Origin of the sequence: Campylobacter sp. CFSAN093241 (assembly GCF_012889595.1) — a bacterium.
Classification (GTDB): Bacteria; Campylobacterota; Campylobacteria; order Campylobacterales; family Campylobacteraceae; genus Campylobacter_D; species Campylobacter_D jejuni.
The window spans coordinates 708401-725251 of the sequence record NZ_CP040612.1; the positions used below are offsets into that span (position 1 = coordinate 708401).

The following is a 16851-nucleotide window of genomic DNA, read 5'->3' on the forward strand; positions in this document are numbered from 1 at the left end:
ATGGTAGTGAATCCGTGTCTTTAGGTGGACCTTATGGTGTGCGTGCTTATTTAGAAGGCGAGGGGAGTGCGGATAATGTTGTTTCTGGCACCTTAGGAATAAGATTTCAAACACCTTTAGAAGGGCTTTACTTGACTCCTTTTTATGATATAGGATATTCTTGGTATGAAAATAAAGAATATCAAAGCAAAAATCATTATTTTATGGATGCAATGGGTATGCAAATACTCTATACAAGAAGTGCTAATTTTTATGTAAAAATGGATGCTGCAAGAGCTGTTCATCGGTTTAAACACGATGGAGAACATCGAGCAAGAGTTTATGTAAGCCTAGGAAAATACTTTTAACTTTGGGGTGATTGGAGAAATTTCTACACCCCGCCCCCCCCCCCATTTTTCAACCCACCAAATACTTATATAAATACTTACACAAATATTTATACTATTTAATCCTTTGTTTAATACACTTTTAAGTTTAATTGGTTATACTTTCATTTCCTTTTTTGAAAAAAGGACTTAAAATCTTTTAAATTATAAAGTTTCACTAGCTTAGTAGATTTTATAAATTAACTCTTTTGGTTTTTGTCTTATAAACTAAAAGCTTTTTTATAAATCTTGTTTTTTAATTTAAAAACTTTTCTTTTAAAAATGATTTTTTGTTTTGTTCTTTTAAATTAGTATTGTTATTCAAATCTTATTAGTCAATCTTTGAAATCTAAATAAGTGATCGATTGAGCCAGAACAGATTTAGGTATAAGCAATTATGTAAAATCTATTCAATCTAATAATTAAAAAGATTAAAAACTTTTCTTTTAATCTTTCATAACTTTTTCTTTGAAGAAAAAGATTAAACTATCTATAATTTTTTATGGAGAGTTTGATCCTGGCTCAGAGTGAACGCTGGCGGCGTGCCTAATACATGCAAGTCGAACGATGAAGCTTCTAGCTTGCTAGAAGTGGATTAGTGGCGCACGGGTGAGTAAGGTATAGTTAATCTGCCCTACACAAGAGGACAACAGTTGGAAACGACTGCTAATACTCTATACTCCTGCTTAACACAAGTTGAGTAGGGAAAGTTTTTCGGTGTAGGATGAGACTATATAGTATCAGCTAGTTGGTAAGGTAATGGCTTACCAAGGCTATGACGCTTAACTGGTCTGAGAGGATGATCAGTCACACTGGAACTGAGACACGGTCCAGACTCCTACGGGAGGCAGCAGTAGGGAATATTGCGCAATGGGGGAAACCCTGACGCAGCAACGCCGCGTGGAGGATGACACTTTTCGGAGCGTAAACTCCTTTTCTTAGGGAAGAATTCTGACGGTACCTAAGGAATAAGCACCGGCTAACTCCGTGCCAGCAGCCGCGGTAATACGGAGGGTGCAAGCGTTACTCGGAATCACTGGGCGTAAAGGGCGCGTAGGCGGATTATCAAGTCTCTTGTGAAATCTAATGGCTTAACCATTAAACTGCTTGGGAAACTGATAGTCTAGAGTGAGGGAGAGGCAGATGGAATTGGTGGTGTAGGGGTAAAATCCGTAGATATCACCAAGAATACCCATTGCGAAGGCGATCTGCTGGAACTCAACTGACGCTAAGGCGCGAAAGCGTGGGGAGCAAACAGGATTAGATACCCTGGTAGTCCACGCCCTAAACGATGTACACTAGTTGTTGGGGTGCTAGTCATCTCAGTAATGCAGCTAACGCATTAAGTGTACCGCCTGGGGAGTACGGTCGCAAGATTAAAACTCAAAGGAATAGACGGGGACCCGCACAAGCGGTGGAGCATGTGGTTTAATTCGAAGATACGCGAAGAACCTTACCTGGGCTTGATATCCTAAGAACCTTTTAGAGATAAGAGGGTGCTAGCTTGCTAGAACTTAGAGACAGGTGCTGCACGGCTGTCGTCAGCTCGTGTCGTGAGATGTTGGGTTAAGTCCCGCAACGAGCGCAACCCACGTATTTAGTTGCTAACGGTTCGGCCGAGCACTCTAAATAGACTGCCTTCGTAAGGAGGAGGAAGGTGTGGACGACGTCAAGTCATCATGGCCCTTATGCCCAGGGCGACACACGTGCTACAATGGCATATACAATGAGACGCAATACCGCGAGGTGGAGCAAATCTATAAAATATGTCCCAGTTCGGATTGTTCTCTGCAACTCGAGAGCATGAAGCCGGAATCGCTAGTAATCGTAGATCAGCCATGCTACGGTGAATACGTTCCCGGGTCTTGTACTCACCGCCCGTCACACCATGGGAGTTGATTTCACTCGAAGCCGGAATACTAAACTAGTTACCGTCCACAGTGGAATCAGCGACTGGGGTGAAGTCGTAACAAGGTAACCGTAGGAGAACCTGCGGTTGGATCACCTCCTTTCTAGAGTACAAAGTAATAAGTCTCACAACTATTACTTCAATATATAAACTCAATTGATTCTTGTTTAGATTTCAAAGATTGATGATAAAGCTAATTGTTTATGGGGAATTAGCTCAGCTGGGAGAGCGCCTGCTTTGCACGCAGGAGGTCAGCGGTTCGATCCCGCTATTCTCCACCATTTATTAAGGGCCTATAGCTCAGCTGGTTAGAGTGCACCCCTGATAAGGGTGAGGTCACAAGTTCAAGTCTTGTTAGGCCCACCATAAAAAAGATTTGAATAAAGAAGCTTTAAAATCTAAAGCAAGTATATAAAATAGATTAAATATAAAATATAAACTCTATACTTAGATTTATTTTTTATCTTTAACTATAAAAGAATATACTTTAATAGATATAAGTAGCATATACATTATGCATTTATATTTATAATGATTATGTTAATATATATACTTCCTTTAGGTTTTAAACCTAAATGTTCTTTTTAATTATCATTGTTAAGAGTCACAAGCAAGTTTTAATAAAAACAATTTTACAGGACTTGTTAAAGGATAAAACCTATTTATCTTTTCTTTAGTTTAACTTAACTTTTAGCTGTCTTTATTTCTATGAATAAAGAGAATATTGGATTTAAGGATTATAAATTAAAGACAAGTTTCAAACTCACAGCTTAGTTGAGACTAAATCATTTAGTTTTATATTAAGTGTTTGAATGCTTTCCGTCTTAAGATAAAGAAGTCTTATCATAAAAACTTTAACAAGGAAGTGATGCGTTTTAGAATCAATAATAAAAGGTAAAAAAGGTAAGCTACTAAGAGCGAATGGTGGATGCCTTGACTGGTAAAGGCGATGAAGGACGTACTAGACTGCGATAAGCTACGGGGAGCTGTCAAGAAGCTTTGATCCGTAGATTTCCGAATGGGGCAACCCAATGTATAGAGATATGCATTACCTATATAGGAGCGAACGAGGGGAATTGAAACATCTTAGTACCCTCAGGAAAAGAAATCAATAGAGATTGCGTCAGTAGCGGCGAGCGAAAGCGCAAGAGGGCAAACCCAGTGCTTGCACTGGGGGTTGTAGGACTGCAATGTGCAAGAGGTAAGTTTAGCAGAACATTCTGGAAAGTATAACCATAGAGGGTGATAGTCCCGTATGCGAAAAACAAACCTTAGCTAGCAGTATCCTGAGTAGGGCGGGACACGAGGAATCCTGTCTGAATCCGGGTCGACCACGATCCAACCCTAAATACTAATACCAGATCGATAGTGCACAAGTACCGTGAGGGAAAGGTGAAAAGAACTGAGGTGATCAGAGTGAAATAGAACCTGAAACCATTTGCTTACAATCATTCAGAGCCCTATGTAGCAATACAGGGTGATGGACTGCCTTTTGCATAATGAGCCTGCGAGTTGTGGTGTCTGGCAAGGTTAAGCAAACGCGAAGCCGTAGCGAAAGCGAGTCTGAATAGGGCGCTTAGTCAGATGCTGCAGACCCGAAACGAAGTGATCTATCCATGAGCAAGTTGAAGCTAGTGTAAGAACTAGTGGAGGACTGAACCCATAGGCGTTGAAAAGCCCCGGGATGACTTGTGGATAGGGGTGAAAGGCCAATCAAACTTCGTGATAGCTGGTTCTCTCCGAAATATATTTAGGTATAGCGTTGTGTCGTAATATAAGGGGGTAGAGCACTGAATGGGCTAGGGCATACACCAATGTACCAAACCCTATCAAACTCCGAATACCTTATATGTAATCACAGCAGTCAGGCGGCGAGTGATAAAATCCGTCGTCAAGAGGGAAACAACCCAGACTACCAGCTAAGGTCCCTAAATCTTACTTAAGTGGAAAACGATGTGAAGTTACTTAAACAACCAGGAGGTTGGCTTAGAAGCAGCCATCCTTTAAAGAAAGCGTAATAGCTCACTGGTCTAGTGATTTTGCGCGGAAAATATAACGGGGCTAAAGTAAGTACCGAAGCTGTAGACTTAGTTTACTAAGTGGTAGGAGAGCGTTCTATTTGCGTCGAAGGTATACCGGTAAGGAGTGCTGGAGCGAATAGAAGTGAGCATGCAGGCATGAGTAGCGATAATTAATGTGAGAATCATTAACGCCGTAAACCCAAGGTTTCCTACGCGATGCTCGTCATCGTAGGGTTAGTCGGGTCCTAAGTCGAGTCCGAAAGGGGTAGACGATGGCAAATTGGTTAATATTCCAATACCAACATTAGTGTGCGATGGAAGGACGCTTAGGGCTAAGGGGGCTAGCGGATGGAAGTGCTAGTCTAAGGTCGTAGGAGGTTATACAGGCAAATCCGTATAACAATACTCCGAGAACTGAAAGGCTTTTTGAAGTCTTCGGATGGATAGAAGAACCCCTGATGCCGTCGAGCCAAGAAAAGTTTCTAAGTTTAGCTAATGTTGCCCGTACCGTAAACCGACACAGGTGGGTGGGATGAGTATTCTAAGGCGCGTGGAAGAACTCTCTTTAAGGAACTCTGCAAAATAGCACCGTATCTTCGGTATAAGGTGTGGTTAGCTTTGTATTAGGATTTACTCCGAAAGCAAGGAAACTTACAACAAAGAGTCCCTCCCGACTGTTTACCAAAAACACAGCACTCTGCTAACTCGTAAGAGGATGTATAGGGTGTGACGCCTGCCCGGTGCTCGAAGGTTAATTGATGGGGTTAGCATTAGCGAAGCTCTTGATCGAAGCCCGAGTAAACGGCGGCCGTAACTATAACGGTCCTAAGGTAGCGAAATTCCTTGTCGGTTAAATACCGACCTGCATGAATGGCGTAACGAGATGGGAGCTGTCTCAAAGAGGGATCCAGTGAAATTGTAGTGGAGGTGAAAATTCCTCCTACCCGCGGCAAGACGGAAAGACCCCGTGGACCTTTACTACAGCTTGACACTGCTACTTGGATAAGAATGTGCAGGATAGGTGGGAGGCTTTGAGTATATGACGCCAGTTGTATATGAGCCATTGTTGAGATACCACTCTTTCTTATTTGGGTAGCTAACCAGCTTGAGTTATCCTCAAGTGGGACAATGTCTGGTGGGTAGTTTGACTGGGGCGGTCGCCTCCCAAATAATAACGGAGGCTTACAAAGGTTGGCTCAGAACGGTTGGAAATCGTTCGTAGAGTATAAAGGTATAAGCCAGCTTAACTGCAAGACATACAAGTCAAGCAGAGACGAAAGTCGGTCTTAGTGATCCGGTGGTTCTGTGTGGAAGGGCCATCGCTCAAAGGATAAAAGGTACCCCGGGGATAACAGGCTGATCTCCCCCAAGAGCTCACATCGACGGGGAGGTTTGGCACCTCGATGTCGGCTCATCGCATCCTGGGGCTGGAGCAGGTCCCAAGGGTATGGCTGTTCGCCATTTAAAGCGGTACGCGAGCTGGGTTCAGAACGTCGTGAGACAGTTCGGTCCCTATCTGCCGTGGGCGTAAGAAGATTGAAGAGATTTGACCCTAGTACGAGAGGACCGGGTTGAACAAACCACTGGTGTAGCTGTTGTTCTGCCAAGAGCATCGCAGCGTAGCTAAGTTTGGAAAGGATAAACGCTGAAAGCATCTAAGCGTGAAGCCAACTCTAAGATGAATCTTCTCTAAGCTCTCTAGAAGACTACTAGTTTGATAGGCTGGGTGTGTAATGGATGAAAGTCCTTTAGCTGACCAGTACTAATAGAGCGTTTGGCTTATCTTTAATAAAGCATCACTTCCTTGTTAAGGTTTTTAGAAGACTTTGAATATAGATAATATTTAGAGTTTAATAGAAATCTTTCAAGTAGAGTTTGTATTAGAACTTGCTCTTAACATTGTTTTTTAAGTATTCTATATAAAAACTTATCAAAGATAAAAGATAAGAAAAGAAGAAAGAGAATAAAGAAAAAAGTAAAGGAATAAAAGATTAAGTTTTATTCTTAAATTCAATCTTTCAAAGAATATTTAAATAACAATGTCCGTGATTATACAGATGTGGAAACGCCTTGCTCCATCCCGAACCAAGAAGCTAAGCACATCGTGGGTGATGATACTACGCCTTACTGGCAGGGGGAAAGTAGCTCATTGCGGACTTGTTAATTCTACTTTATCTTATTCTTATAGATTTAAAATCTTAGTTTTTATACGTCAATCGTTGTTTTTATATTTAATTATTTTTTTATGTTTATAGGTTTAATTAGCTTGGGTTGATTTAATGGTTGTTTGAGTTGTTTAGTTTATATGTTTTTATATCTCAATTATTCTTTTTATTTATTTATTGAATCTTTTGTATCAATAATTAATCTTTATGTTTACTTGTATAGGTTTATTTATTCAATCTATTTTTATGTGTCAATTGTTCTTTATATGTCTAGTTTATATTTTATTATGTAGGTTGGGTTTGTTCAATAATTGGGTTGGATTTTTAATCACTCAAGTTTATTTTATAGTGTTTATTGAGGTTTATGGGTTGGTGTTGTTATACACTTCTTAGTTGGGTTAGGGGTTAATGTTGGGTTAGGGTGGATAGACTATGATTGTCTATTCTTGTTGGCGAGAATGAATGTTATACTTGAGATAAATTTTTTATTATCGATAGTCTTGCTATTTAATTGATGTTTGTAAAAAAGTGTGTGTAATTTATGGCTTGTTTGGGTTTGGGTGGGATTAGCTTGGTTAATTTATGGTTTTTTATTGTTAATCTTATAAATTAAATTTATTAGTTTAATCAATTAAATTAATTATGCTTGCTTGATTTATTGCTTTATGGGTCGGTTGAGATTGTTTTTGTCTGGGTGATTGAGATTTATTGTTTGCTTGTTCTTTACAAATACTTTTATTTTATAGTGTTTATTGAGGTTTTATGGGTTGGGGGTTGTTTATGATGAAATAAATATTGCTGTAAATACATGCAAGGGTTTAGTGTTGTCTAAAAAAAGATTACTTGCTTTAAATTTATCTTTTTTTATTCAATAAAACTCTCACTTCTTAAGTGGGAGATGAATTGCTTACAGTGTTAGTTGTACGGCTCTAGTTAGGTATTTGACATAATCAGTAATTTTTTATAGAATACCTATGCGGAATAATGCTAGAAACTCTTAAAAAATATGCAGAAAATCAAGGCATAGAAGATAATTACCCTAAAAAAATATATAACCAAAAAGAAAAAAAGCCCTAATGGAACAAAGCAATGCAAATAACCAAAGGTTTTAAATATAGAATTCTACCTAAACAAAGAACAACAAAAGCTTATTAATCATCAATGTTTCATCTATATCAAGCCTATAATATTTGTTTAAATTTACAGCAAGAGAGTGGGATAAAAATAAGAATTTAGATAAAAAAGATAGGAGTTATTTAAAGGCAAGTAAGATAGATAATCAATAAAACTAGCCTTATAAAAGCAAGAGAATTAAGCTATAAAAGTGTTGTAACCCAACAAGCAAGGATTAATCTTCTCGTGCCTTAGAGCAAGCAATTAGAGATAAAAACAAAGGCTTTCTCAAATTTAAAAACTCTAAATTTGCAAAGCAAAGCTTTAATTGGAATAATCAAGCCTACAAAATCAAAGATAGTGATACTACTAAGTTTAAGATATTTAGACTTATGAATACATTTTTTAAAATGCGTTATCACAGAGATTTACCAAATACTTATAAGTTTAATCAAATCACTATTATCAAAAATCACAATAAATACTATTTAGCTTTTAGTATCATTTATGATGAATCGAATGTTTCTTTAATGTCTAGCAAAGATTTTGATATTAAAAAAGCAGTTGACATTGATTTAAATATCAATGAGATTACCTTAAGCAGTGGAGAGTTAATAGCTACTAACTCAAAGCTACTTAGTAGAGCTGAATATTAAAAGATTGCAAAGAAAACAAAGCAGGAGAATATTAAAAACAAAAAAGGAGAAAACAAAGTTAAGCCATAATTTCAAAAAAACACAATTAAAATTAAATAAAATCTATGAAAAAAGTTCAAAATCAAAAAGGATAGTTATCACAAGATAACTTCAAAACTCATACAAGAATTTGACTTGCTAGCAGTTGAAGATTTGCAAATTAAGAATATGTGTAAAAGAGCTAAATTAAAGAATATAAAAGCTAAAAGTGGTTTAAATAAATCTATTCTTAATACTTCATTCTATCAATTCTCTCAATATCTAGAGTATAAAGCAAAGCATAATGGCAAATTCTTTATAAAAGTCAATCCACAATATACAAGCAAAACTTGTAGTGTATGTGGAAATATCAAAAAAAATCTTATGTTTAAAGATAGAGTGTATCTTTGTGAAAAATGTGGCAACACTTTACATAGAGATATTAATGCTGCAAATAATATCTTAAAGCGTGGATTAAAGTCGTTTGGGTTAGGAATTAGCCTTGAGGACTATAAACTCAAAGCCTTTCGAATTAGCTAATACTAGTTAGCTTTAGCTAGGAAGCTTCTACTTCTAAGCGTTAGCAAAGCTGGAGTGATTTGCATTAAAAATAGAGTATATTGTGAAAGATTTAGCTTAATTTATATACCAATGGTATTTTTATATGAAAAGTTTTTTCATATTGTGGAAATTTTTTAGAAGCTATGCGTATAGTTTCTAAAGCACTTTTATTTAGAAAATCATATTTTGAAGGCTTAAGTATTTTTAAATTTTCTAATTTCTTTTCTTTTGTCCAGGTAAATTCTACAAGAACCTCCCCACTCATACGCATTTTTCTAGCTTGTCTAGGGTAGATTAGGGCTTCATCGATTGCTGATTTTATTTCTTTTAAAAGCTCACTATTACTAGTTAAAGATACGCTTTGGTAAGAGCTGGCTTGTGGAGTTTGTTGCTGCATGATTGGTTGCTGCATGTTTGTATCTTTTTTGGGTTGACTTATTGCCTTTGCATTTGCTGGAGGGATTATTTTTTTAGGTTTAGCGATAGGTTTTTCTTTTCTCGGTTTTATTTTTTTTATTTCTTGCACAGGTTCTTTGGGTTGCACATTCGAAGGCTCTTGTATAGTTTGTGTGGGTTGTGTCGGTTTCATATCGGAGGAATTTTGTACAAAATGTTTGATTGCCATATTAAATTTATTTTCTTTAATAATTTCATTGGGTTGTATGTGTAAAAAATCTTTAGAATAAAGAAAAACAAAAAATAAAGGTGTAAAAACAAATAAAGTGATAAAAGAAGATTGGTTTTTATGATTGCTTATAAATGTTTTCATCTTTTACTCCGTTATGATTTTATTTTTTGATTTAAATATCTTTATTTCTTAAAACACATTCTATGGTAAATTGTTTAAAAAGATAAATTTTGAAACAAATTTCACAGAGAAAAATAACAATCAAATAATCAAGCTTGTATCTAAAAGATATTTAATTTTTGCTATTTACTTCTCTAAAAAAACTTATATTTTTAAGAATTATAGCAAGAAAAAATAAATTTTTAATTAATACTAATTATCACAATTGATACAAAATTTATATTAAATTAATAATTATTATCATAATATTTTGATTTCTAAATCAATATTTGACAAAAGGAGAAAAATGAAAAAAATATGTCTATCAGTTTGCGCCATTGGTCTCTTAAGCTCCAATGCCATATCGCAAAATGTAGAACTAGATAGCTCAATCGTTAGTGCTTCTGGCTTTACCCAAGATATTAAAGAAGCTCCTGCTACTATCAATGTTATCAGTAAAAAAGAATTACAAAGTAAGCCTTATAGAGATGTTGCAGAGGCTATCGCAGATATCCCAGGCGTTGATTTATATGCTAGCAAGGGAAAAACAGGTTCTTATAATATCACTATGAGGGGTATTACTGGATATACTTTGGTTTTGATTGATGGGCGTCGTCAGGGTATTGGCGGAGAGGTGGGCCCTAATGGTTTTAATGAAATTTCAAATTCTTTCTTGCCTCCGATTTCTAGTATAGAAAGGATAGAAGTTATAAAAGGTCCTATGAGTACTTTATATGGCTCTGAAGCTTTAGGCGGGGTGGTAAATATCATTACCAAAAAAGTAAGTGATAAATGGGAAACTTCTGTAAGTTTGGATGCTCTTTTAAATGAAAATAAAGATTGGGGTAATACTTATGGAACGAGTATTTATTCTAGTGGTCCTTTGATGAATGACAAATTGGGTCTAACACTTCGATTTAGAGAATTTTACAGACAGCAATCTAATGTTGAATTTACAAATGGAAGTGGACAAAGAGTTCAAGGAGATCAAGCTCAAAGTCCCACAAAAGCAAATAATTTTAATATAGGAACAAGAGTCAGTTATTTGGCTAATAATTATAATACCTTTATATTTGATATAGATTTTTCAAGAAATCATTACGATAACAAACAGGGTCAATTAGGAACCATCACAAGCCCAGGTAGTGCGCCAGGTAGCTTAACGGGTGGTTATGCAGATATTATGGAAGTTGATAAATTTGTGACTTATTTAAGCCATGAGGGTGTTTATGAAAACTTTTCTATCACTTCTGGTTTGCAATACAATAGGGTAAGCAATGATGGCCGTGAAGTCGTAGGGCAAGCTACACAGCCGTTTTTGGGAGAAAATAGAGATATAGTCGCAGAAGATATTATCTTAGATACTAAGTCTGTCATTCCTTTGGGACAAAGTCATATTTTAAGCGCAGGTGGTGAATATAGGCTTGAAAAAATGCAAGATAAAATAGCTAATCCGACCAATTTTGATCAGTATTTATTGGCAATATTTGCAGAGGATGAGTACAGCATAAAAGATAACTTAAGATTGACTTTTGGAGCAAGATACAATCATCATGAAATTTTTGGAAATAATATTTCGCCAAGAGCTTATCTAGTTTATAATCCTACTGATGAACTTACTTTAAAAGGCGGTGTATCTACGGGTTTTAGGACTCCTTATGCAAATCGTTTGATAAATGGAGCTTATAATTATAGTGGTCAAGGTAGATTTCCTATATATGGAAATCCTGATTTAAAAGAAGAGACATCTTTAAATTATGAAATAGCAGCTATTTACAATAATGATTTGTTTTATGTTTCTGCGACAGGTTTTTTAACAAATTTTAAAGATAAAATTTCAACCCAAAGATATAATAAAGACAATATGATTCCAGGAATTGGTACTTGTGGTGCTGATAGATGTTTTAAGGCAATCAACCATGGCAAGGTCGAATATAAAGGCATAGAGCTTGGAGCAGGGATAAGCCCTCTTGATAATTTAAATGTAAATTTTGCTTATACTTATCTTGATAGTGAGGTTAAAGAAGCGCAAGATAAAAGTGTGATAGGTAAACCTGAACAAGATAGTTTAAAACACAATATCATGTTAAAAACTGAATACAGCTTTTACAATAAATTCACCCCTTGGATAAAAGGCGAATGGCAAATAGATCGCTATATGGGTGATACTAATATCAATAGGGAATATTATAAGGATATCTTTTTAGCTTCTATGGGTGTGCGTTATGATATCAATAAGCAATGGAGTATCAACGCAGCTATTTATAATCTTTTTAACAAAAGTTTTACAGATGGTTGGGAATCTTATCAAAATAGCGGTACTACTACTTGGGTCAATACTTACAATCGCATAGAAGAAGGAAGAAGAATATATATTTCCATTAATGGTAGTTTTTAAGCTTTGATAGAAAAGCCAAAGAGCTTGTAAAGGCTTCTTTGGTTTTTTGTTTATAGCATCTTGTGCTTTTAAAAAAGTTAAATTATCGAATCTATTTAAAATTTCTTATCTAATTATCACCCTGTTTACCAATCTTGAAATATATCCTATCCTTATAAAAAAGTAACTAATAAAACTTTAGTTATATAGACTAAATAAAATTAAGTATATTTTTTTATATTTATACTTGACAAAATAACACTCAATGTTGTATAATATATCTAGCAATCAAAAAATAGAGTGCTAGCTTTAAAGGAAAACATGATGAAAAGTCGAGATAAAAAGGATTTGATTTTAGAGTCTATTATCCAAACTTATCTTTTGGATAATGCACCTATTGGTTCTAATGAATTAAATTCAAACCTTTGTATACCTGCTTCGACTATACGCGTTTATCTTAAAAGACTTAGCGATGAGGGTTTGATCACTCAGCTTCATATAAGTAGTGGTAGAATTCCTACTATTTTAACGATGCAAAATTATTGGCAAAGTTTTTGGGAAAAAGAACAAGATAAAAATATCCATATCAAAAACGAAAGCTTTTTGAAAGAGTTAAGTAAAGAATTTGAAATTTATTGTCTTGTTTATGGAGGTAGAAGTTTAGTACTTAAAGAAGTACTAGATCTTAATACTAAATTTATAGTGCTTGATTTTGAAGATGAAGAGCTGGTTTTAAAATACGAAAAAGAAGCGTGGAATTTTTTACAAAGTCTTATAGGGCTTGATCTTTCTAGTATAGAAAAAATAGCTTTGAGAGTTCATTTTATAGATCTTGTAGAAAAAATAGCTAGCTTAAGACAAAATTTGATTTGCTATAGAAGCAATGAAGAAAGAGCTTATCAAATTTATCAAAATGATGAATTTGTTAAGCTCTTAGATTGTCAAATTCACCGTCATTTTAAAGAAAGTCTTGAATTTGAACCTTTATTTAAAGAAGGTTTTATGGGGCTTAAGGTGGATGCGCAGTTTTTGGGCGAAGATGTAAATATTATCTTAGCAGGTAGTGTTTATACGGATTATAAAAAGATATTACAATACATAAAGGAGGCGGCGTGAGCGAGCAAAAGCAAGAATTTGAAAACGAAAACGCAGAAAATTCTGAACATTTGCAAGATGAGAATTTGCAAAATATCGAAGATGTTGAGCAAAACAAATTGCAAAAAGACTATGATGAATTAAAAGACAAATATATGCGTGCAAACGCTGAATTTGAAAATATTAAAAAAAGAATGGAAAAAGAAAAGCTAAGTGCTATGGCTTATGCAAATGAAAGCTTTGCAAAGGATTTGCTTGATGTTTTAGATGCTTTAGAAGCAGCTGTTAATGTCGAATGCCAAGATGAAATTAGCTTAAAAATCAAAGAAGGAGTGCAAAATACTTTAGATTTATTTCTTAAGAAACTTGAAAAACATGGAGTGACTCTTATCAAAGATGAAAAAGAGTTTGATCCTAATTTACACGAAGCAATGTTTCATGTAGATAGTGAAAACCATCAAAGTGGTGAAGTGGTTCAAGTGCTTCAAAAAGGTTGTAAAATAGCCGATCGCGTGATCCGCCCAACCAAAGTTAGTGTAGCAAAATAAATTTTAATAGAAGGATAAAAAATGAGTAAAGTTATAGGTATAGATTTAGGAACAACCAATTCTTGTGTTGCTGTGTATGAACGCGGCGAGAGCAAAGTAATCCCAAATAAAGAAGGTAAAAATACAACTCCTTCTGTGGTAGCTTTTACAGATAAAGGCGAGGTTTTAGTAGGAGATAGTGCAAAACGCCAAGCGGTAACTAACCCTGAAAAAACTATTTATTCTATTAAAAGAATTATGGGTTTGATGATCAATGAAGACGCGGCTAAAGAAGCTAAAACAAGACTTCCTTATCATATTACTGAAAGAAATGGTGCTTGTGCTATTGAAATTGCAGGGAAAATTTATACTCCGCAAGAAATTTCAGCGAAAGTTTTAATGAAACTAAAAGAAGATGCTGAAGCTTTCTTGGGCGAGAGTGTTGTAGATGCGGTTATTACTGTGCCTGCGTATTTTAACGATGCACAAAGAAAAGCGACAAAAGAAGCGGGAACTATCGCAGGACTTAATGTATTAAGAATTATCAATGAGCCTACTTCAGCAGCTCTAGCTTACGGACTTGATAAAAAAGATAGTGAAAAAATTGTGGTTTATGATCTAGGTGGGGGAACTTTTGACGTTACTGTGCTTGAAACTGGCGATAATGTAGTAGAAGTTTTAGCAACAGGTGGTAACGCTTTCTTAGGTGGTGATGATTTTGATAATAAACTTATAGATTTTCTAGCTAATGAATTTAAAGATGAAACAGGCATAGATCTTAAAAATGATGTTATGGCTTTGCAACGCTTGAAAGAAGCAGCAGAAAATGCTAAAAAAGAATTAAGCTCAGCTAATGAAACTGAAATTAATTTACCATTTATCACAGCAGATGCAAGTGGGCCAAAACATTTGGTTAAAAAACTTACTAGAGCTAAATTTGAAGGTATGATTGATTCTTTAGTGGCTGAAACCATCACTAAAATCAATGAAGTAGTAAGCGATGCAGGGCTTAAAAAAGATGAGATCAAAGAAATCGTTATGGTAGGGGGCTCTACTCGTGTTCCTTTAGTGCAAGAAGAAGTGAAAAAAGCCTTTAATAAAGATCTTAATAAGTCTGTAAATCCTGATGAAGTTGTGGCTATCGGTGCGGCGATTCAAGGTGCGGTTATAAAAGGTGATGTAAAAGATGTGCTTTTACTTGATGTTACTCCGCTCTCTTTGGGTATAGAAACTCTAGGCGGGGTAATGACTAAGATTATCGAAAAAGGTACAACTATTCCAACTAAAAAAGAACAAGTTTTCTCAACCGCTGAAGATAATCAAAGTGCTGTAACTATCAATGTTTTACAAGGGGAAAGAGAATTTAGTCGTGATAATAAATCTTTAGGAAATTTTAATCTTGAAGGAATTCCACCAGCACCACGCGGTATGCCACAAATCGAAGTTACTTTTGATATCGATGCAAATGGTATTTTAACTGTTAGTGCAAAAGATAAAGCAACAGGTAAGGCTCAAGAGATCAAAATCACAGGTTCAAGCGGACTTAGCGAGGAAGAGATTAATAACATGGTAAAAGATGCTGAACTTCACAAAGAAGAAGACAAAAAACGCAAAGAAGCTGTAGATGCTAGAAATGCAGCTGATAGCTTGGCGCATCAAGTAGAAAAATCTTTAAGTGAGTTGGGTGAAAAAGTTGCCGCTGCTGATAAAGAAAATATTCAAAAAGCTCTTGATGATTTGCGTGAGACTTTGAAAAATCAAAATGCAAGCAAAGAAGAGATTGAAAGCAAAATGAAAGCTTTAAGCGAAGTTTCTCATAAGTTAGCCGAAAATATGTATAAAAAAGATGAGCCAAACACAGCAAATGATAAAAAGAAAAAAGATGACGATGTAATCGACGCTGAAGTTGAGTAATCTTAAAATCTCTATTCAAGCCTTTTTAAAAGGCTTGAAAATTTTTTAAAATTTTAAAGAAATGACAAAATCTGTAAAACATAATTCTTTTATTAGCTTGCTACCTAATTTTTCATTGATTTTTTAACCAATTCTTTTTGAAGTTCTAATTTAAATCAGACAATTCATTTTAGTGTAAGCAAACTAAAAAATTAACAATAAAATAAAATTAATCTAAAAACTTTTTAGATATAATCTTAATAAACATAAAAGGAAAAATTTGAATTTATCATTTAAAATCTTTGATATTTCCAATACACAACGATCAAAAGCTAAAAAAGTGCAGGGTAAAAAATATGAAATTTTTCTTAATGAAAATGAGCACAGTCTTATAACTCCTAAAGTGTCTTTTAAAGAAATTTTGAGGTATTATTATCTTTATCCAAAAAATGCCATCCCTTCTTTTAAGTTACCTTTTTTCAAGCCTGATTTGAGTGGTTTTAGCACCCCACATATTACTTGGCTTGGCCATTCTTCGCTTTTTATAAGTTTTAAAGAGTATAAAATTTTGATTGATCCTATTTTTAACACTCATGCTTCGCCTATTTCTTTTATTAACAAGGCTTTTAAAAATGTTCCTATTTATAATGTAAATGATTTTAATGAAATTTTTGCTGTGATTATCACGCATTCGCATTTTGATCATTTAGATGCTAAGAGTGTAAAAGCTTTAAAAGATAAAGCTAAATTTTTTATCACTCCTTTAAAAGTGGGAAATTATCTAAAAAGCTATGGGGTGAGCGAGAAAAAAATCATAGAGCTTGATTGGTGGAGTGGAATAGAATTTGGTGATTTAAAAATCATTGCAACACCTGCACAGCACAGTTCAAGTAGGGGAGATGGTAAAAACAAAACCCTTTGGGCTTCTTTTGTGATGGAATTTTTAAGTGTAGATAAGAGAGTGTTTTTTAGCGCAGATGGAGGGTATTTTACACATTTTAAAAAAATAGGTGAGTATTTTGGAGATTTTGACTTAGCTTGTCTTGAAAGCGGACAATTTAATATCGCCTGGCCATATTCACACTCTTTTCCTGAGCAAATTTTAAAAGAAGCAAAAGATCTTAATACAAAAGCTGTCATGCCTATACATTGGGGGAGATTTTTAGCAGGAACTCATGCATGGAATGAGGTGGTAAAATTTCTTTATGAAAATTTAGATTTACCCCTTATCACACCAAAAATGGGCGAGGCTTATGAAGTAGGAGCTAAATTTAAACAGGATTTTTGGTGGAAAGAAGAATAAATTAACACAAGTTTATAATTTATATTTTGGCTTTTGCTATAGTTTTGTAAAACTAAAAAAG

Annotated in this window: 10 protein-coding genes, 2 tRNA genes, 3 rRNA genes and 1 pseudogene; 14 read left to right on the forward strand and 2 right to left on the reverse strand. The window is 34.9% G+C overall.

Annotated features, from left to right (window positions below; genetic code table 11):
- Positions 1-14 precede the first annotated feature (14 nt).
- From FBE96_RS08620 to FBE96_RS03695, 9 genes are all read left to right on the forward strand, one after another.
- Entirely contained in the window at positions 15-347 is a 333-nt protein-coding gene (locus FBE96_RS08620; RefSeq protein ID WP_019260305.1) for a hypothetical protein, read from the forward strand.
- A gap of 517 nt (positions 348-864) precedes the next feature.
- Positions 865-2377: ribosomal RNA gene (locus FBE96_RS03660) — 16S ribosomal RNA — on the forward strand.
- A gap of 102 nt (positions 2378-2479) precedes the next feature.
- Positions 2480-2555 (forward strand) — tRNA-Ala (locus FBE96_RS03665).
- An 8-nt stretch (positions 2556-2563) separates the two neighbouring features.
- Positions 2564-2640, forward strand: a tRNA-Ile gene (locus tag FBE96_RS03670).
- Positions 2641-3175: 535 nt separating this feature from the next.
- A 23S ribosomal RNA gene (locus FBE96_RS03675) occupies positions 3176-6082 on the forward strand.
- Positions 6083-6336: 254 nt separating this feature from the next.
- Positions 6337-6453, forward strand: a 5S ribosomal RNA gene (gene rrf / locus FBE96_RS03680).
- Together the 16S, 23S and 5S rRNA genes with 2 tRNA genes alongside form the textbook arrangement of a ribosomal RNA operon.
- Positions 6454-7444: 991 nt before the next feature.
- Entirely contained in the window at positions 7445-7537 is a 93-nt protein-coding gene (locus tag FBE96_RS03685; protein WP_002776614.1) for a hypothetical protein, read from the forward strand.
- Positions 7538-7965: 428 nt separating this feature from the next.
- Positions 7966-8229: a hypothetical protein gene (locus tag FBE96_RS03690; RefSeq protein ID WP_002792117.1), complete on the forward strand. Its 264-nt coding sequence runs from the start codon at positions 7966-7968 to the stop codon at positions 8227-8229.
- Positions 8230-8403: 174 nt separating this feature from the next.
- Entirely contained in the window at positions 8404-8787 is a 384-nt protein-coding gene (locus FBE96_RS03695) for an RNA-guided endonuclease TnpB family protein (RefSeq protein WP_002792118.1), read from the forward strand.
- 91 nt (positions 8788-8878) lie between these two features.
- Here the strand turns inward: FBE96_RS03695 and FBE96_RS03700 are convergent, their stop codons facing one another.
- The gene (locus FBE96_RS03700; protein WP_002858756.1) at positions 8879-9577 is read right to left on the reverse strand and encodes an energy transducer TonB; all 699 of its coding nucleotides are present in this window, start codon (positions 9575-9577) and stop codon (positions 8879-8881) included.
- Positions 9578-9902: 325 nt separating this feature from the next.
- Here FBE96_RS03700 and cfrA point away from each other — a divergent pair, with 325 nt between their 5' ends.
- From cfrA to dnaK, 4 genes are all read left to right on the forward strand, one after another.
- Complete coding sequence (gene cfrA / locus FBE96_RS03705; protein ID WP_002872151.1) at positions 9903-11993, forward strand: TonB-dependent ferric enterobactin receptor CfrA; 2091 nt, start codon at positions 9903-9905, stop codon at positions 11991-11993.
- A gap of 300 nt (positions 11994-12293) precedes the next feature.
- Complete coding sequence (locus FBE96_RS03710; protein WP_011049776.1) at positions 12294-13088, forward strand: HrcA family transcriptional regulator; 795 nt, start codon at positions 12294-12296, stop codon at positions 13086-13088.
- A complete protein-coding gene (grpE, locus tag FBE96_RS03715; RefSeq protein ID WP_145599617.1) occupies positions 13085-13615 on the forward strand; it encodes a nucleotide exchange factor GrpE in 531 nt (176 codons plus the stop codon). The genes FBE96_RS03710 and grpE overlap by 4 nt, the downstream gene beginning before the upstream one ends.
- Positions 13616-13636: 21 nt before the next feature.
- Positions 13637-15508, forward strand: a complete 1872-nt coding sequence (dnaK, locus tag FBE96_RS03720; protein WP_002893252.1) for a molecular chaperone DnaK — start codon at positions 13637-13639, stop codon at positions 15506-15508.
- A gap of 45 nt (positions 15509-15553) precedes the next feature.
- Here the strand turns inward: dnaK and FBE96_RS08755 are convergent.
- Positions 15554-15663: pseudogene (locus tag FBE96_RS08755) on the reverse strand (flagellar basal body protein FliL); the annotation flags it as partial.
- 104 nt (positions 15664-15767) lie between these two features.
- On the opposite strand from FBE96_RS08755, the gene FBE96_RS03725 reads away from it, so the two are divergent.
- Entirely contained in the window at positions 15768-16790 is a 1023-nt protein-coding gene (locus FBE96_RS03725) for an MBL fold metallo-hydrolase (protein ID WP_002906075.1), read from the forward strand.
- Positions 16791-16851 lie beyond the last annotated feature (61 nt).